The sequence below is a fragment of the Rhodococcus sp. YL-1 genome (genome assembly GCF_001942025.1).
GTDB lineage: Bacteria > Actinomycetota > Actinomycetes > Mycobacteriales > Mycobacteriaceae > Rhodococcus_F > Rhodococcus_F qingshengii.
The window spans coordinates 3,555,504-3,573,464 of record NZ_CP017299.1; the positions used below are offsets into that span (position 1 = coordinate 3,555,504).

Below are 17,961 nucleotides of genomic sequence, written 5' to 3' on the forward strand. Positions count from 1 at the left end.
GAACGGTGTTCACGTTAGAGACGTGGTGGAATACTGTCAAAGGCGGGTCCGATCGACATCCGATCGACATCCGATTGCGAGCGGTCCACAGCGGGACGAAACGAGGGGAACAACAAGTGCAGTTGCGACGGGGCGACGTGCTGGACGGCGCCATGGCGATACTCGACGAGTTCGGACTTGCCGACCTCACGATGCGCAGGCTCGCAACCTCACTAGGTGTCCAACCCGGCGCCCTCTACTGGCACTTCCCGAACAAACAGACCTTGCTGGGCGCGGTCGTCGACAAGATCCTCGAAGACCTCGACGCCCCCGTCGACGCAGACACGTGGCAAGAAGCGTATTCCGAACTGGCACACAGACTTCGGTCTGCCCTACTGGCGCACCGCGACGGCGCCGAGTTGGTCAGCGCCACCTTCGCCTCGCGGATGACGAACAGCAAGGTGCGCGAGCATTTCGTACAAGCCGGGCAAGAATCCGGTCTCTCACGCGAGCACGCCCAACTCGCGGCGTACGCCCTGCTGTATTACGTACTCGGCCATACCGTGGACGAGCAGTCCCGAGCGCAGATGGAAGAAATGGGGGCACTGACCCGAGCGCCCATTTCCCCCGACTCCCCCGAGGTGATCGGCGGCGGTTCCGACGAGGACCTCCTCGACGGCGATCCGACAGTGCGCTTCCAGTTCGGCCTGGACCTGTTCATCGACGGCATCCGCACTCGCCTGAATTCGACCACACATTCAACGCGCACCGAATCGGCTCTACGACACTCCTGACAGTCGGAGTACTGCAGTAGTGCCGGCCGCGACAATCACCACGACCACCAACGGCGCCTTGAACCAGGCGCAGATGCCTCCGGCCACCACGCCGAGCATCCGCGCCGGCCCCGCAACGTCATGCCTGGTGAAGACCGTCGATGTCACAACCACTGCGAGCAGCAGGACCACGACAGCACGATCGAGGGTTTTCTCGGCAAAAACCGAAAGCTTCACCCGAGCGCGGAGCAGAACGCCACTTGCCCGCAAAGCGTAAGAACCGCAAGCGAACACGACGATACCGATCCAGACCGACGCGGTATTCATCGAACCTTCTCCCGGAACGGTATCGTCACCGCGATACTCAGCAGCGCAACGAGCGGAGCGGTACCCGACGGCAGGAACGGCGACGTGGCCACCGCGACTGCTGCACCGATCAGGGCGGCAAGCAGCGTCACCTTTTCCTTCAGCGCAGGCAAGACAAGGGCCAGAATGACAACCGGAAACGCGGCATCCAATCCCAACGCGCCGGGGTCTCGGACGACTCTGCCGAGCAGCCCGCCCAGGAGAGCTCCGATCGGCCACGACACCGCGATCCCGATCCCACAGAACCAGAAGGCCGCACGCTTCTGCTTCACCGAGCCCTGCGCCATGGCAACCGCGACGCTTTCGTCGTTGACCAGGTGCGCGCCGACCAACTTGCGCCAGCCCGAGCCCCTGCGCCAGCCTGAATCCGTGTGGCGAGCCTCGCCGAGAAAAGATCCCGCTGCCAATCCGTAGGCGAAGTTTCGGGAGTTGATCAGCAAGCCGGCTACAACTGCAGCGACGGCGCCGCCTCCGGCCGCGATGATTCCGATGAACAAGAACTCCGAAGACGCTCCCAGAACGAGTACAGCCAACGCCAAAAGCTGCCACAACGAGAATCCAGCCGATCCCGCCGTCACACCGTAGGACACACCGTAGGACACACCGACGATGGCCACGGAGAGACAGATCAGCACGCTCACCCGAACCGTGTCTCGATCAACTGTTCGCCATAAAGAACGCATGTATTCTATGTTGAACGAAGTGACACCGTTCGTCAAGTAGAACGATCGATCGGAGAATCGAACGATGCCCAGTAATGAAACGGATACAGCGGAGACTCCTCAGAAACTGGTCGCCGTCGCACTCAAACGCGAACGTGCCCGAGCAGGCTTGAGCCTTTCGGAGGTCGCCCGGCGCGCCGATATCGCCAAGTCCACACTCTCCCAACTCGAATCCGGACTCGGAAATCCGAGCCTCGAAACTCTGTGGGCACTCGGAAACGCATTGGGCGTGCCGTTCTCACAACTCGTCGACTCTCAGGCACAGACCGTTCAGTTGATTCGAGCCGGAGAAGGTCCCGCGATTGCGTCGGCAAACGCGTCGTACATCGCGACACTCTTGGCGCCGAGCCCACCGAACGCACGACGCGATCTGTATCGGATAGTCGCCGAACCGGGCGAGCCGCGTATTTCGACTCCGCATGCACGCGGCACCACCGAACACGTCGTGATCGGCACCGGACGGGCGGAGGTCGGGCCCACTGCAAATCCGATCGAACTCGGACCGGGCGATTATCTTGCTTATCCCGGCGACGAGGAGCACATCTTTCGGGCGCTCGAGCCCGGGACGACAGCGATCTTGGTGTCGGAACACACCTGAGCCGCGATGAGTTTCGCCGCTGCGGGAAGTCTGTATCTGGGAGGTGATGTGGCCAGAGCCTCGATTGCCGAAGACAGTAACGACCGACAGCAGGAGGACCCATGTCCGGATCCAGCATCAGCAGCATTTTGCTCTCGAGCACCGACCCCGAACGCTTGCGCGACTGGTACGCCGAGGCGTTCGCCCCGAAGGTCGACCGGACTCCCGGCGAACCCGGCTACGACGTGCTCGACTTCAACGGTTTCTACGTGATGCTCGACAGACGCGACGACGTCGGCGAGACCAACCCCCAGCCGGGTCGCATGTTCCTCAACGTCGAAACCGACGACGCCCGGTCGATCGCACAGCGCATCGATGCGCTCGGCGGAAAATGGCACGCTCCACTCGAAGACCGCGGGGGCAGTTTGTTCGCCACTGCGATCGACCCCGACGGAAACTACGTTCAGATCATCGAGTTCAGCGAGGAAGCCAGGGCCGAGATGGAATCCGGAATGACGGATTCCCAAACCACCTAGTCCGGCAACCGCTGGGAACGGAGATAGTCATGCTTACAGACACGAAAGCATTCAGCGGATTTTCGGTGACAGACATCGACTCTGCAAAGAAGTTCTACGGCGAAACACTCGGGTTGAAGGTAACCGACGGAGACATGGGACTGATTCGCCTACATCTTGCCGGCGGAACCGAGATCCTCGTTTATCCGAAGCCGAATCACGAAGCGGCGACCTACACAATTCTCAACTTCGTCGTCGACGACATCGACACAACCGTCGACCAACTGACCGCACGTGGCGTGGAGTTTCTCAAATACGACGGATTCCCCCAGGATGAGCGAGGCATCATGCGTGGCAACGGCCCCGACATCGCGTGGTTCACCGATCCCGCCGGCAATGTTCTGTCGGTGATCAAGGAGTCCTGACGCGCTTAACCGCTGAACAGCCGCGACTGCCGCTGTTCAGCGGTGTCGGTGTTGGAGCGTTCTGCTGCCGCAGTTTCACGCTCGGCAGCCAGTTGCTCGGCGCTTTTTGCGTCGACAACGGGCTCCGACGCGCTGAGGTCGGAAAACAAGCCACTGCTCGATTCGTTCACATGCCACCCTTTTGCCTGGTCATCGTTGCCGCGCGCAGATAAACCTGCGTTAGAGATCGGTCGATGGCTACTCAATTACTGCCGCCCGTACGGCGCCGACAAGACGCCGATGACTCAGCAGTTCTTCACCCAGTGTTGCACGCCTGTGTTTTCCACGAGAAATTCGGTCCAGACGGGTTGTCATCGCCCGCACGGCGGAGCAATGTGAAAGATGAGCGCGGAGCAGGTCGGCAGCACTTTCGTCGGACACCTGGCCCCTCAATTCACCGCACAATTTTTGGAGGAATCATGTTGGGAATTGCTTTGGGCCTCGGCAGCGCCGCTGTCGGAATCGGCCTCGGACTGCTCGGCGCAGGAGCGGGAATTCTGCTGAGCGACAAGACCGTCAAAACCGCACGACGTGAACTCACCGCCTGACGAGGGCGAGCGCACTGAATTTTTGGGCACTCGGGTCGGTATTCGGGTGAACGCCGCGATGCGACACCCCGCGCAGTGGGTGTTCGCACGGGCCGCGCATCGACGTGGCGTGCATACCGGCGTAGATGTTCCGACGAGCGCGCAGGACGTGCTCGACCGGTTGACGGCACTCCGAATAAGTACGTGGAGTTACGGATTCGACCACAAGTCGGTCCGTCACCTGGGTCCGATGGCGCAAGACTTTGCGGCGATTTTCGGCTTGGGATCCAACGCCCGCCGGATCTCCGCCGTCGACGCGAACGGCGTCTGCATGGCGAGCATCCAAGCGTTGAACCGCAAAATCAGTGCCCTCGAGACAGAAGTCAGCGCGCTCGAGAAGGACGTGAACAGACTGAGACGGGAAACGGGAGACACGAGCACGACTCGGAATGCATTGGAAACAAACAACAATCACATATCCACACCGCTCGACGAATTCGGTGGATCCACCGGTCTGTAGTTTGTTCGGTGTGACCGCCCCTGATTCAGACTCCGACTCAGCGCCCAACGTGATTGCCGCGCTGTTCGACGTGACGTCCGATGCAGTCGGCGACGAACATGTCGAACAGGTACTTGCCGAATTCGGCTTTGGCGCAACGGAGGTCGCGGAGACCGCGGCCCGCATCCGGGCCAGTCGGTCGGAATTTCGGCGACTTCGCCGTCGCGAGAACGAATTGGCGGTTCTCTATTCGAGTGCACGTGAGCTCGCGCAGGTTCGCGACGTGGACACACTGCTGCAGAGGCTGGTCAACCGCGCACACGACATCATGGGCACCGACGTCACGTACCTGTCCGAGTTCGACGTGATCACTCGTGACCTGAATGTTCGAAAGACGGCCGGCGCGGTCTCGCCGGAACTCCAGCATCTGCAAGTTCCTGCCGGCGCGGGACTGGTCAGCGCGATTGCCGAATCTCGAGCAGCCCAATGGGTTCAGAACTACAGCGACTACACGCAGTCGCGCCATGACGAAGTGGTCGATGCCGCGATCGTCGCCGAGGGTCTGGTGGCGATTCTCGGCGTGCCGATGCTCTCCGACGGCCAGATCCTCGGAGTCCTGTTTGCCGCCGACCGCCGGGAACGGCGTTTTACCGCAGATCAGATCGCCCTGCTCTCGGCGCTGGCTGATCACGCCTCGGTGGTCCTGCAAACCGCGCGGGCACTCGACCGCGCCGAGGAATCCGCTGCCGAGACCGGGCGAGCACTCGACGAGCTGCGCGAACACGTGTCCGCGCGGGACAAATCGAACATCGTCCACCAGGATCTGATCCACGCCGTTCTCCGCGGCGGCGGATACGCCCAGGTTGCACGAACTCTCAGCAGCTCTCTCGAGCGCAGCACCGTCGTCGTCGACAGTGAGCTACGCCCACTCGTGAAATCCTCTGGCGAGCAGATCACGACGGTGCCGATGTCTCTTCCTCCCGCCGTGTCCGAGGCCATCGACCAGAGTCGCCGAAGCGGCCGATGCACGTTCGTCGCCGACAGTGAGACCGTGATCCAACTCGTCAGCGCCGTAACCGCCGGAGAATCGTTCCTCGGGGCCATCTTGCTGAATCATTCGGACGCGCCGATCGGCCCCGTCGAACTCCGGACCGTGGAACGGGCAGCTCAGGTCACTGCCATCCTCGTGTTGCAACACTCGGCGGCGGCGGCAGCGGACCGGCGTGCACGTGACGAACTGGTCGCCGACTTGCTGAGCACTGCGCCCGAGCGCAGGCGCGATCTCGAACGTAGGACCCGAAACCTCGGCATCTCCCTCGGCGAACTGGACACCGTCCTCGTGGTGTCGGTCGCTCCGGAACTCCGCACCGCCGCGCTCCGCGCAATCGGGCAGTCTCTGCCGGTAGCGGGGTTGGCGGCGCAGCATGCCGGATTGATCGCGGTGGTCTCGCGCTCGGGAAACCCGGCAGCCGCGGCGACGGTCATTCACCGTCAGATCACCGGTTCGGTAGGACCGCACGCAGTAGTCATTGCGCCGGCGACGACGGAACGCCCCGAAGAGCTCCCGGCGCGCTTCACCTCGGCGCTGCGCACGGCCCGCCTACTCACGGCATTGGGCAAGACCGACGGCGCGGTCACGACGGCGTCATATCTGCCGTACACCGTTCTGTTCGGCGAAAATCCGGAATCACTTCATCAGTTCATCGACGAAGTAATCGGCCCGGTACTCGCGTACGACCGCGACAAGGACACCGATCTCACCGCGACCCTTCGTGCCCTGGTACGCAACGACGGGAGCCCGACCAAGGCTGCCCGCGCACTCAACTATCACCCCAACACCGTCGTTCAGCGTCTCGACCGCATCCGTACGCTCCTCGGTCAATCGTGGCGGGAAGACGAGAACTTTTTCCGGGTGTCCATGGCGACGAGGCTCGACGAACTTCGGGACGTGGGAACCGAAGAGGCCGGAAGCGGCATCACCGACAGCGCCGATGGTGCATGACACTACAATTTCGACCGATCGATGTGTCGTGAGCACGTGGCCTGGCAAGCATCGACCTCCCTACTGTGAAGCGGAGCACAGAACCACTTCAGGAGGACGACCCCACGTGTCTATGAACAACCGGTCCATCAACAGCCGCATCGCCGATTTCCGGTCCTACGACGTCGCCGCACGACGCGCCGAGATCGTCCGCCAGACCGACCTGACCGAGGCAGACATCGCGGTCTACGACGCCGCCGACGGCCTCACCATCGACCAGGCCGATCGCATGGTCGAGAACGTCCTCGGCGTCATCGGCATCCCGGTCGGCGTGGCCACCAACTTCACGATCAACGGCACGGACTACCTGATCCCGCTCGCCACCGAGGAGCCGTCGGTGGTCGCAGCCGCAAGCAACGCTGCTCGCATCGCACGCGGACTCGGCGGCTTTCACGTCTCGAGTACCCCGCCGATCATGCAGGCCCAGATACAACTCGTCGACGTCGTGGATCCGGCAGCCGCCCGTATCCGACTCCTCGAGGCACGTGAAGAAATCATTGCACTCGCCAACGAACAGGACCCGAAACTGGTCAGCGTCGGCGGTGGCGTGAAGGACGTTTCGGTACGCATCGTTTCTTCGGACAAGGCCGCCTACGTCGTCCTCCACCTTCATGTCGACGTACGAGATGCGATGGGCGCCAACGCAGTCAACACGATGGCAGAGGCAATCGCGGATCGAGTAGCCGAGATCGGCGGCGGGCACGTCGTTCTTCGCATTCTCACCAACAAGGCAGATCTGCGGCTGACGCGCGTTCGTGCCGTGTTCGACGCCGAATTGATCGGCGGCGCAGAGGTTGTGGACAACCTGATCCATGCCGCACGCTTGGCAGAGCTGGATCCCTACCGCGCCGCGACACACAACAAGGGCATCATGAACGGCATCAGCGCCGTGGTGTTGGCAACCGGAAACGACACGCGCGCAGTCGAAGCCGGGTGCCATTCCCATGCAGTCAACGCCGACGGAATCTACTCCTCACTCTCGCATTTCGAGAAGAATGCCGACGGCAACATCGTCGGCACCCTCGAGCTACCCATGCCGGTCGGCCTCGTCGGCGGCGCCACCAAGGTGCACCCGGTAGCGCAGGCCGCAATCAAGATGCTCGGCGTCGAGAGCGCCGAAGAACTCGCCGGCATCATTCTGGCAGTCGGCCTGGCGCAGAACCTGGCTGCTGTCCGCGTTCTGGCCAGTGAGGGTGTCCAGCGCGGACACATGGGGCTGCACGCCCGCAACATCGCTGCCACCGCCGGAGCGCAGAAGAGCGAGATCGACGCCGTGGTGGCACGCCTGATCGCGGACAAGAGCATTCGCGTCGAGCATGCCGAGAAGGTTCTCGCCGAGATCCGCGGCGGAAACTGACGACAATGACCGAAACAGTTGCAGGATCACCGGTGTGGAAGCCGGCGCCTCATCGAGTGCCGGCACCGGGACTGCCGACCTCGGTCCGGATCTACGAAGTCGGGCCACGCGACGGACTTCAAGCGGAAACAGCGGTGATCCCGACCGAGACGAAAGCCCAGTTCATCGAACGCCTGGTCGCGGCCGGCTCCCGCACTGTCGAATTGACGAGTTTCGTCTCACCTCGATGGATCCCGCAACTTGCGGACGCGGAAGAATTGATGGGTCGGCTGCACCTGCCGGACTCGGTACGTACGGTCGTTCTTGTCCCGAACCGCAAGGGTCTCGAGCGGGCCGTCGCCGCCGGAGCGAGCGAGGTTGCAGTATTCGTCAGCGCCACAAAGGAATTCGCGAAACGCAACCTCAATTCCACGGTGGACGGCGCGATCGCCGCGGCTGCCGAGGTCACTACGGCCGCCCGAGCCCTGGGACTTCCCGTCCGCGGCTACATCTCCATGTGCTTCGGCGACCCCTGGGAAGGCTCCGTGCCCGTCGAGCGTGTCGCCGACATCGCAAAGACCCTGATCGACAGCGGTGTCACGTCACTCTCACTCGGCGACACCATCGGCGTCGGCACACCTGGCCATGTGCTCGCTTTGCTCGGCGCCCTCCGAGAACGTGGCATCCCCACATCGCAGATCGCCATGCACTTTCACGACACCTACGGCCAGGCGCTGTCGAACGTCTATGCGTCGTTGACCGCTGGGGTATCCGAATTCGACAGTTCCGCAGGTGGTCTCGGACGGTGCCCGTATGCCAAGGGCGCGACCGGAAATCTCGCCACCGAGGATCTGGTGTGGATGCTCCACGGCCTCGGGATCGACACCGGCATCGACCTGGATTCGCTCACCGATACAAGCAGCTGGATGGCCGAACAGATCGGCCACTCGAGCCCGTCCCGAGTTGTCACCGCCCTCCGCGCAGCACGCACCTGACACCCGCAACGCAAGCCCCTCATCTCGCAAGCCCCTCCCTGTACGACCCCGCCATGCATGACACTGGAGAAGACTGATGTCACCACCGCAGCCGGCAACGACGCCGACCACCACAACCGAGCCGACCGAGCAGCAGACATACCTCGAAGTCTGGGGTGACACCGTCAACGGTCGACACCTCGCGATCTCCGTTGCAGTCGGCAGTGTCGTCGGCGCCTCGGCCCTTCTCGCGGCCCAGGCACTGTTCGAACGGGTCGTCAGCGAACCGTCGTTGGCCCAGGCGTACAGCCTTCTGGTCGGCATCGCGGCCTGCCTGCTCGCCGGCGTGGTCTGCGGAATCTTCATCAAGCCGAAGCGGATAGTCGCCTTGGCCGCCGCCGACGCGGAGTCGATCGACGGTGTCATCACGACGATGAGTGAACAGCGCCAGGGTCTGGGCACTCTCGCCGACATTCCGGAGCAGAGCCGACAGGAACTTCGCGAGCTGGGTCTGTACGACCACTTCGCCGCTGCCGAGGCCGAGCACGCACGGGTCTCGAACACACCGAAGGACGGTGGGCGCGCATGAGTTCGGTTCTGACCAACGAAATTCTGATTGCCGTTCTCTTCGGCATCATCGGTGCGGTCGCGTTCACGTTCATCGGATTGATCTCCGGCACGGACGAGACCGCCACGATCGCACCGCTGACTCTGCTCGTGATTCTGCTCGGCGCTCCCCCGGCGGCGGTCTTCACGTTCTTCCTCTCGGGTGCGATCGCCAAACACATGACGCACGCGGTGCCGACGATGCTGCTGGGCATTCCCGGCGACACGATGGCGATTCCACTCTTGCCGGAAGCGCAGATGATGCGCTCACTCGGCATCCCGCACATCGCACTCCGCAAGGCGATCTCGGGAGCAGTGATCTCGGCGTTCGTCGCTGTGCCGGTTGCCGTTTTGTTCGCGACCATCCTCGCGCCGTTCGCGGACACCGTTCAGTCGATAGCACCGTGGCTGTTCCTGGTCGCCGCCATCGGCATCGCCTACGCCTCACCAGGCCGCTGGGCCGGGGTTGTCGCCCTCGTTCCCTTCGTCATCTTGATCCTCGGCGCCCGCGCGTTGACGTCGAATTACGATGTGTCGCTGAACATCAGCTACTTCCTTGCGATCGCAGTCGGGCCGCTGATCGCGGACCTCGCATTGACCTTGGGCCCGTCGAGCCGTAAGGACATGGAACGCAGTGAACCCAAAACCGTTGCATTGGCCCCGGACATCAAAGGATGGAAGGGATACTTCCCCAATCCTCTGAAGGTCCTCGATCGCAAGCAGATCGGTTACACCGCCGCCGCTTCCACGGTGTCGAGCGCAACCTTCGTCTTCAGCCCGGTCGCCATGACTGTTCTGATGGGTGAGCTGGTAGGTGCGCGGATCAAGAACGGCTATCACCGACTGACCACAATGGTCTCGGCGAAGAACGGTACGACGGAATCCACCTACATCGCGGAAACCCTCATCCCACTCGTCGCTTTCGGCCTTCCGCTCAGCCCGCTCGCGGCAGGCCCCGCAGCCCCTCTGTTCAACGCTCCACCGGTGTTCGAGACCAATCAGGAAACCGGAGTGATCAACAATCTCTCCACGTACCTGACGCAGTGGGAGTTCCTGCTCTACGGACTGCTCGCAGTGGTCACGGCAACGGTCATCGCATACCCGTTTGCCATGAACTACGCGTACCGCGCTGCGTCAGCGGTGGTCAAGCACATCAGTCACGAAGCTGTGATCGCGGTGTTCACGGGACTCGTCGTCGTCATCAGCATCTGGGAGGGCGGCATCCTCGGGCTTCTGATCACCGTGACGGTCGGCCTGGTCGGTGGTCTTCTCGGGCGCCTGTTCAAGATTCACGGCGGAGTTCTGTTCATGGGTTACTACGTAGCGCTGTTCAGTGTTCCTGCCCTGATCAATCTGTTCTGAATCGGTCGACTCCACCACCACGTGCGGACCCGCAACAAACTGCGGGTCCGCACGTATTTCTTCAGCTACCGACCGTGAGCGCCACGGTTCGATTGCGGTCCAACTTCTTCGCTCGATACAACGCCTCGTCAGCGCAATCGACCAATTGCGTCAGGTCTGCGTCGCCGTGGGGTGAACACGCGACACCGATGCTGACGGTCGGCCCGAATTCACCCAATACTGCCGACGAATTCTCCGCTTGCGCGCGTCGAATCATCTCGGCTGTTTCGGTCGCACCCTCGAGATCGACACCGGCCATCAGTACGACGAACTCCTCGCCGCCCAATCGGGCGAAGAGATGCTTGTCATCGAGGTGCCGCCGCACCTGATCGGCAAAACTCACCAACGCTGTATCGCCGGCACGATGACCGAGGTTGTCGTTCACCATCTTGAAGTGATCCAGATCCATCATCAGGACGCTGACCGGACGTCCAGAGGGGCGACGCGGATCGGTCGCACCCGTCACGCTGCCGCCTCGCCGCAGGAATTCGTCCCGGCGCAACGCACCGGTGAGATCGTCGTGGGTGACGGCCTGGGTGAGTGCCTCGAGCGCGCGGCGACGCTCGAGGATCACACAGGCCACCGCGATCGGCGCTACCGCCAGCAGCGACAATCCGATCTGGACCGACGCGCTGACCGGCGAGACGCCCTCGCTGGACAATCCGAGATGGCCGTCGGCCGTCAGTACCAACGTCCAGGCAGTTGACACAGCGGTGAGCACCGACGTGACAAATACATTGGTGAGCAAGGCTGCAGTCACCAGCGCCGGCATGGCAAACGCGATCGCTCCGGCACCGCCTACCACCCACTCCAAGATGATGCAGACGGCCAGCAGCGCCGTCGGAACGACTGATCGACGCACAAGCGTGGCAACAGCTTTCGGTTCTCGATCCACTCGTCGAAGCGAAGGGAATGTCAGCACCAAGGGGACGATGGTCATGTAGTTGACGAACTCACTCGAGAACCAGAGCAACCAGCCGTCCCACCACTGCCCGCCGAACAGCACGCGGTTCGCGATTCCGCCCACGAGCGCCGCCATCGACGCGGCGGCGACAGTCATCGACACGAGATAGCCGACGGACTGAATACTGGTCAGTCGACGGTCCTCACTGTCGACCCAGCGAAAGGCGTAGAAGCCGCTCGCAACCCCGACGATGTTGGCCGCGTTGAGCCACACCGTGGACTCCCATGCCCCACCGGTGATTAGGTCGGCTCCGACATAACCGACTACGACGCAGATCCAGGTGAGCAGTGTGGCGGAACGCGGCGACCGAAAGAGGATCCCGAGTAGCAGCGCGTTCGCCGGCCAGAAGACTGCAAGCGTGCCCGGCAGACGGCTCAGAATTCCGACCAGGCACGAGACGAAGACGACTACGCCGATAAGCAGTGCGCGACGAACGGCCGATGACGACAACGACTTTTCGACCGTGCTCACCACCTACATTCGACTGACCTACTCACAATTCGACAACCACTGTCGGTGACCAAGGCGCCCCGGATGCAGGGTCGCCGCAAGACACCCGTCGAAATATACCGACCGGAATCGTACGCGAGGGACGTCGAAACCCAAGGCGCCCCACTGTGCCTTGGCTATCGATGCGGACAAATCGGATGCTACGTCGTCAGTTCGTCAAATGAAGTTCACCGAGCGTGATCGAAGCGGTGCGAGCAAACTCTCGGACACTCACGCCTCCACTTCCGGCAGGCATTACCCCGAGAAGGGGAACACCGCTGACCGAAACCAGATCCTCGCGATTGCATCTCTCGGCGAGGTCCGGTTCCTGCGGCCACGAACCGATCACCAACCCGGCGCAGTCCACGCCGGATGCACGTAGGGCTTCCACGGTCAGTGCGGTGTGATTGAGCGTGCCCAGGCCGGACGCAACCACCAGCACCACTGGCACTGCCAGAGCCGCGGCAAGATCGCGAGCGGTGAACCCGTCGACGCCCAAGCGGACCAGCAAGCCGCCGGCGCCTTCGATCAGGGTCAGGTCGTGGGTGGTGTCCAGGTCGCGAGCAACTCGGACTACTTCGTCGAGCGCCAACAACGGCAGACCACTTCGACGGGCAGCAGTATCCGGCGCCAAAGGTTCGGGATACCGCGCCAACTCGACCAGCGTCACGCCGCCGCCGGTCAGACGCTCGATCTCGGCCAGATCACCCGCACCGTCCACGTCGACGCCGGTCTGGGCCGGTTTGAGCACTGCAACCGACTTGCCCGACTGCAAGGCCACCGATGCCAATGCGGCTGTCACCACTGTTTTTCCGACGTCGGTCGACGTTCCGGTCACCAGGAAAATGCTCATGCTCGGGCTCCGGCCAATACTTCGCGCAGTACGAGAGCGATCTGCTCCATCTCGGATGCGGACAGCGTCGCTCGTGCGGTCAGACGCAGCCGTGACGTTCCTTCCGGAACCGACGGCGGGCGGAAGCAACCGACATGCAACCCCTGATCCCGGCACGCCGACGCGGCATCGAACGCCCGCTGCGGATCACCGAGAACGACTGAGACGACAGCAGATTCAGGCGACGGAGCACCGGTGACGTCCGCCAACTCGGATGCCCGGGCCAGGACGTCGAGCGCTCGCGTCGGCTCACGCTGGAGTACGGCGAGTGCAGCCCTGGCCGCGCCTACGGCGGCCGGTGCGAGACCGGTGTCGAAGATGAACGTTCTTGCCGCGTCGATGAGATGCGCGCGGATCTTGTTGTCACCGAGCACAACTCCGCCCTGGCTGGCGAGCGACTTGGACAGTGTTGCCGTCACGACGACGTCGGGTTCACCGGCCAGGCCCGACTCGTGGACGAGTCCACGTCCACCGGCACCGCGCACACCGATGCCATGCGCCTCGTCGACCAACAGGATCGCCCCGTACTCGCGGCACACCTGATGCATCTGCCGCAGTGGCGCGAGGTCTCCGTCGGCACTGAAGACCGAATCGGTGACGACCAGCGCTCGCTCTTCCACTCTGCTGCGCAACGTGTCGGCGAGAAAGCCCACGTCCGAATGCGGAGCAACGGCGACCCGAGCACGTGACAGGCGGCAGGCATCCACCAGCGAGGCATGCGATCCCGCATCGGAGACGATCAACGACCCTGGACCCGAGAGCGCCGTCACCGCGCCGAGATTGGCTGTGTAACCGGAGGAGAAGACAAGTCCGGAGTCCGCCCCGACGAACTCGGCCAGTTCGACTTCGAGCAGTTCGTGTTCGGTGGTGGTGCCGGTGACCAGACGAGAGCCCGTGGCGCCCGCGCCCCAACGGCGCAGAGCCGCCGCGGCACCCTCGATCACATCGGGGTGCCGCACGAGTCCGAGGTAATCGTTCGACGCCAGGTCGATCAACGGGGAGTCGACCGTGCGAGGACGGAGTTCGCGACGCAGTCCAGCGGCCCTGCGGTCCGCTTCGACGGCCGTCAGCCAATTCAGCGAGGTGTTCACTTTTCCGACCATACTTGAACACCGTTCAACTCAATGGTTAGGGTGCATCCGTGCTCACAACCGGACTTGATCCCCATGACGTCTCCGCCATCGATGCCGATGTCCTCTGGCATCCGTACGGATCGTTTCCCGCGTCGACTCGTCCGCTGATCGTCGACTCTGCGCAGGGGGCTACCCTGACGCTCTCCGACGGCCGCCGATTGGTCGACGGGATGAGCTCGTGGTGGGCCGCCATTCACGGCTACCGCAATCCCGTGCTCGACACCGCCGCCGCACGGCAGCTCGGCAAAATGAGCCATGTCATGTTCGGCGGACTGACGCACGAACCCGCCGCTCGCCTCGGGCGACTGCTCGTCGACATCACACCACCTCACCTCGACAAGGTGTTCCTCTCCGACTCCGGTTCGGTGGCCGTCGAAGTCGCAGTGAAGATGTGCCTGCAGTACTGGCGGAGCCTCGGAAAGCCGTCGAAGAATCGTTTGATGACCTGGCGCGGCGGATACCACGGTGACACCTTCACCCCCATGAGCGTCTGCGATCCCGACGGCGGCATGCATTCTCTCTGGACCGACGTCCTGCGCCCTCAGGTCTTCGCGCAGGCTCCCCCGGCGGGCTATCTCCCCGAATACGTGCAGGAGTTGGAATCGCTCTTGGCCGAGCATCACGAGCACCTCGCAGCGGTGATCGTGGAACCAGTGGTCCAAGGCGCCGGCGGAATGCGTTTCCACGATCCCGCGTACCTGATCGACCTGCGTAACCTCTGCGACAAGTACCAAGTCCTCCTGGTCTTCGACGAGATCGCGACCGGATTCGGACGCACCGGAGAATTGTTCGCCGCCGATCACGCCGGCGTCAGTCCCGACGTCATGTGCGTCGGCAAGGCACTGACCGGCGGGTATATGAGTCTGGCGGCAACGCTGTGCACCACGGAGATCGCGGAGACCATCACTGCCGGTGAGGGCGGCGGGCTGATGCACGGCCCCACCTTCATGGGCAATCCACTCGCGTGCGCCGTCGCGGTGGCGTCGACCGAACTTCTGCTTGCGATGGACTGGCGGCGTGACGTCGCAACCCTCGAACGTGGCCTCGCTCGAGGCCTCGCCGAAGCCGTCACAATTCCTGGGGTCGTCGACGTCCGCGTCAAAGGCGGAATCGGAGTGATCGAACTCGAACAGCCGGTCGACATGCAGAGCGCGACCGATGCAGCCGTCGACGCCGGCGTCTGGCTCCGGCCGTTCCGCAACCTCGTATACGCGATGCCTCCGTACCTGTGTTCGGAGGCAGAGGTGGAACAGATCACAGCCGGAATGCTTGCAACCGCCCGCAGCCAGGCGAAACGGTGATCGGCACCGTAGACAGTCGACGAGATTCGATCGGCTGCACCCGATAGGGTCTGATTCATGGATCAACCGCCGAGCGAGACCTCAGCCACTCCCATCCCGGTATGGCCTGGCAGTGCGTACCCACTCGGTGCCACCTACGACGGCGCTGGGACCAATTTCTCGCTCTTCTCCGAGGTCGCCGAGGCCGTCGAGCTGTGCCTGATCGCCAAGGACGGAACCGAAACCCGCATTCGGATGGACGAGGTCGACGGTTACGTCTGGCATGCGTACCTTCCGTCGGTATCCCCCGGCCAGCGATACGGCTACCGCGTACACGGGCCGTACGATCCGGCTGCAGGTCTGCGATGCGATCCGAGCAAACTCCTGCTGGACCCGTACGGAAAAGCGTTCGACGGAGACTTCGACGGAGACCGTTCGCTGTTCTCGTACGACGTCGAATCGGCGGCGGACCCCGAACCTTCAGGAGACGACGAATCTCCCGCCGTGGGGCCGCAAGAGGCTACCGACGAAACGAGTTCGGAAGCCGAATCGGACGAGGTGGGCCTCGAAGACGACTCGCCCACGGGCGATCAGGAATCGGACGAGATCCTCGAGCCCGAACCCTTCGAGCCGGAACCACTCGTCGACGAACCCGCCACCATCCCTTTCCCCCAACATGATTCGCTCGGCCATACGATGTCGACCGTCGTCATCAACCCGTTCTTCGATTGGGCGTCCGACCACTCGCCGAAGCGTCCGTATCACGAGACGGTCATCTACGAAGCGCACGTCAAGGGTATGACCGCGACGCATCCCGGAGTTCCGGAGGAATTGCGCGGCACGTACGCGGGGCTCGCTCATCCGGTGATCATCGAGCACCTCACCGATCTGGGTGTCACGGCGATCGAACTGATGCCGGTCCACCAGTTCATGCACGATCAGGTGCTTCTCGACCAAGGTCTGCGAAACTACTGGGGTTACAACACCTTCGGCTTTCTCGCTCCACACACCGACTACTCCTCGGCCACGAAACCCGATGCGGCCGTAGCGGAATTCAAAGCCATGGTGCGCAGCTTCCACCAGGCGGGTATCGAAGTGATCCTCGACGTGGTCTACAACCACACCGCCGAGGGCAATCACATGGGGCCGACCATCAGCTTCCGCGGAATCGACAATGCCGCCTACTACCGCCTGGTCGACGGCGACGAAGAGCACTACATGGACTACACCGGAACGGGCAACAGCCTCAACGCCCGTCATCCGCATACGCTGCAATTGATCATGGACTCTCTGCGGTACTGGGTCACGGAGATGCACGTCGACGGTTTCCGCTTCGACCTCGCCTCGACACTCGCCCGTGAACTGCACGACGTGGACCGCCTTTCGGCCTTCTTCGATCTCGTGCAACAGGATCCGATCGTCAGTCAGGTGAAGCTGATCGCCGAACCGTGGGACGTCGGCGAAGGCGGTTACCAGGTCGGCAACTTCCCCGGCCTGTGGACCGAATGGAACGGCAAATACCGCGACACCGTCCGCGACTACTGGCGTGGTGAGCCGGCAACGCTCGGGGAGTTCGCCTCACGTCTCACCGGATCCTCTGATCTCTACGAGGCCACCGGACGTCGCCCTGGCGCGAGCATCAACTTCGTCATCGCTCACGACGGTTTCACCCTGCACGACCTCGTCTCGTACAACGAGAAGCACAACGAAGCCAACGGTGAGAACAACAACGACGGCGAATCGCACAACCGATCGTGGAACTGCGGAGTCGAAGGCCCCACCGACGACCCGGAAATCCTCGAACTGCGTGGACGTCAGAGCCGAAACATACTGGCTACGCTGATGCTCAGCCAGGGCACCCCGATGCTTGCTCACGGCGATGAGATGGGCCGAACTCAGCAGGGTAACAACAACGTTTACTGCCAGGATTCGGAACTGTCATGGATGGATTGGACTCTCGCGGAAACCAACGCCGACCTCGTCGAGTTCACCAAGCGCGCAATTGCCTTGCGCGCCAAGAACCCGGTCTTCCGGCGTCGTCGATTCTTCGAGGGGCGACCTATTCGAAGCGGCGACCAGAGTCGCGACATCGCCTGGCTCACGCCGTCTGGCGAAGAGATGACTCCGGCCGACTGGGACAGCGGTTTCGGCAAGTCGTTGGCTGTCTTTCTCAACGGTGACGCGATCCCGGAACCGAACTACCGCGGCGAGCGCGTCACGGGAGATTCGTTCCTTCTCTGCTTCAACGCCCACTACGAAGATCTCGAATTCTCCACCCCCAACGCGGACTACGCGTCGGAGTGGACCGTCGTACTGGACACCTCGGTCCCCACCGGTGAGAGCGATACCGTGATCAAAGCCGGAACAACATTGGATGTAAAAGCGCGAGCATTGACGGTACTTCGCAGAACCGCCTGAGGGAG

Annotated in this window: 19 protein-coding genes; 13 read left to right on the forward strand and 6 right to left on the reverse strand. The window is 62.8% G+C overall.

Annotation, left to right across the window (positions count from 1 at the left end; genetic code table 11):
* Positions 1-116 precede the first annotated feature (116 nt).
* Positions 117-773, forward strand: coding sequence for a TetR/AcrR family transcriptional regulator C-terminal domain-containing protein (locus BH682_RS16375; RefSeq protein WP_065456606.1), 657 nt, complete (start codon positions 117-119; stop codon positions 771-773).
* Here BH682_RS16375 and BH682_RS16380 read toward each other — a convergent pair.
* Together BH682_RS16380 and BH682_RS16385 are read right to left on the reverse strand one after the other, a co-directional pair.
* Complete coding sequence (locus BH682_RS16380; RefSeq protein ID WP_075833410.1) at positions 759-1,079, reverse strand: AzlD domain-containing protein; 321 nt, start codon at positions 1,077-1,079, stop codon at positions 759-761. The genes BH682_RS16375 and BH682_RS16380 overlap by 15 nt on opposite strands.
* Positions 1,076-1,801 carry an AzlC family ABC transporter permease gene (locus tag BH682_RS16385; RefSeq protein ID WP_075835324.1) on the reverse strand — a complete coding sequence of 242 codons (726 nt, stop codon included), beginning with the start codon at positions 1,799-1,801 and terminating at the stop codon, positions 1,076-1,078. The genes BH682_RS16380 and BH682_RS16385 overlap by 4 nt, the downstream gene beginning before the upstream one ends.
* 64 nt (positions 1,802-1,865) lie before the next feature.
* Here BH682_RS16385 and BH682_RS16390 point away from each other — a divergent pair, with 64 nt between their 5' ends.
* The 3 genes from BH682_RS16390 to BH682_RS16400 all read left to right on the forward strand — a co-directional run bounded on the left by BH682_RS16390 (position 1,866) and on the right by BH682_RS16400 (position 3,357).
* Entirely contained in the window at positions 1,866-2,438 is a 573-nt protein-coding gene (locus BH682_RS16390; RefSeq protein WP_030537098.1) for a helix-turn-helix domain-containing protein, read from the forward strand.
* 101 nt (positions 2,439-2,539) lie between these two features.
* Positions 2,540-2,953 carry a VOC family protein gene (locus BH682_RS16395; protein ID WP_030537099.1) on the forward strand — a complete coding sequence of 138 codons (414 nt, stop codon included), beginning with the start codon at positions 2,540-2,542 and terminating at the stop codon, positions 2,951-2,953.
* Between the two features lie 29 nt (positions 2,954-2,982).
* Positions 2,983-3,357, forward strand: a complete 375-nt coding sequence (locus BH682_RS16400) for a VOC family protein (protein WP_007733101.1) — start codon at positions 2,983-2,985, stop codon at positions 3,355-3,357.
* Positions 3,358-3,362: 5 nt separating this feature from the next.
* Here the strand turns inward: BH682_RS16400 and BH682_RS36380 are convergent, their stop codons facing one another.
* Positions 3,363-3,527, reverse strand: coding sequence for a hypothetical protein (locus BH682_RS36380; RefSeq protein ID WP_180279628.1), 165 nt, complete (start codon positions 3,525-3,527; stop codon positions 3,363-3,365).
* Between the two features lie 288 nt (positions 3,528-3,815).
* On the opposite strand from BH682_RS36380, the gene BH682_RS37070 reads away from it, so the two are divergent.
* The 7 genes from BH682_RS37070 (at position 3,816) to BH682_RS16430 (ending at position 10,741) form a co-directional block, all read left to right on the forward strand.
* Positions 3,816-3,944 carry a hypothetical protein gene (locus BH682_RS37070; protein WP_003941742.1) on the forward strand — a complete coding sequence of 43 codons (129 nt, stop codon included), beginning with the start codon at positions 3,816-3,818 and terminating at the stop codon, positions 3,942-3,944.
* On the forward strand, positions 3,928-4,443 hold the full coding sequence (locus tag BH682_RS16405; protein WP_030537101.1) for a tail fiber domain-containing protein: 516 nt from the start codon (positions 3,928-3,930) through the stop codon (positions 4,441-4,443). Before BH682_RS37070 ends, BH682_RS16405 begins: the two co-directional genes overlap by 17 nt.
* A gap of 10 nt (positions 4,444-4,453) precedes the next feature.
* Positions 4,454-6,424: a helix-turn-helix domain-containing protein gene (locus tag BH682_RS16410; protein ID WP_075835326.1), complete on the forward strand. Its 1,971-nt coding sequence runs from the start codon at positions 4,454-4,456 to the stop codon at positions 6,422-6,424.
* Positions 6,425-6,536: 112 nt separating this feature from the next.
* Positions 6,537-7,820, forward strand: coding sequence for a hydroxymethylglutaryl-CoA reductase, degradative (locus BH682_RS16415; protein WP_054827941.1), 1,284 nt, complete (start codon positions 6,537-6,539; stop codon positions 7,818-7,820).
* 5 nt (positions 7,821-7,825) lie between these two features.
* Positions 7,826-8,794 (forward strand): hydroxymethylglutaryl-CoA lyase, encoded by a 969-nt coding sequence (locus tag BH682_RS16420; protein ID WP_080712772.1) that lies wholly within the window; start codon positions 7,826-7,828, stop codon positions 8,792-8,794.
* A gap of 76 nt (positions 8,795-8,870) precedes the next feature.
* Positions 8,871-9,362 carry a hypothetical protein gene (locus tag BH682_RS16425; RefSeq protein WP_003941716.1) on the forward strand — a complete coding sequence of 164 codons (492 nt, stop codon included), beginning with the start codon at positions 8,871-8,873 and terminating at the stop codon, positions 9,360-9,362.
* On the forward strand, positions 9,359-10,741 hold the full coding sequence (locus tag BH682_RS16430) for a tripartite tricarboxylate transporter permease (RefSeq protein WP_003941745.1): 1,383 nt from the start codon (positions 9,359-9,361) through the stop codon (positions 10,739-10,741). The genes BH682_RS16425 and BH682_RS16430 overlap by 4 nt, the downstream gene beginning before the upstream one ends.
* A 61-nt stretch (positions 10,742-10,802) precedes the next feature.
* On the opposite strand, the gene BH682_RS16435 is transcribed toward BH682_RS16430, so the two are convergent.
* The 3 genes from BH682_RS16435 to BH682_RS16445 all read right to left on the reverse strand — a co-directional run bounded on the left by BH682_RS16435 (position 10,803) and on the right by BH682_RS16445 (position 14,228).
* A complete protein-coding gene (locus BH682_RS16435; protein WP_223304505.1) occupies positions 10,803-12,215 on the reverse strand; it encodes a GGDEF domain-containing protein in 1,413 nt (470 codons plus the stop codon).
* Positions 12,216-12,402: 187 nt separating this feature from the next.
* Positions 12,403-13,086 (reverse strand): dethiobiotin synthase, encoded by a 684-nt coding sequence (gene bioD, locus BH682_RS16440; RefSeq protein WP_075833413.1) that lies wholly within the window; start codon positions 13,084-13,086, stop codon positions 12,403-12,405.
* A complete protein-coding gene (locus BH682_RS16445; protein WP_007733119.1) occupies positions 13,083-14,228 on the reverse strand; it encodes an 8-amino-7-oxononanoate synthase in 1,146 nt (381 codons plus the stop codon). Before BH682_RS16445 ends, bioD begins: the two co-directional genes overlap by 4 nt.
* Positions 14,229-14,266: 38 nt before the next feature.
* On the opposite strand from BH682_RS16445, the gene BH682_RS16450 reads away from it, so the two are divergent.
* Complete coding sequence (locus BH682_RS16450) at positions 14,267-15,559, forward strand: adenosylmethionine--8-amino-7-oxononanoate transaminase (protein WP_007733120.1); 1,293 nt, start codon at positions 14,267-14,269, stop codon at positions 15,557-15,559.
* A 57-nt stretch (positions 15,560-15,616) separates the two neighbouring features.
* On the forward strand, positions 15,617-17,956 hold the full coding sequence (glgX, locus tag BH682_RS16455; RefSeq protein WP_030537109.1) for a glycogen debranching protein GlgX: 2,340 nt from the start codon (positions 15,617-15,619) through the stop codon (positions 17,954-17,956).
* Positions 17,957-17,961: the final 5 nt, after the last annotated feature.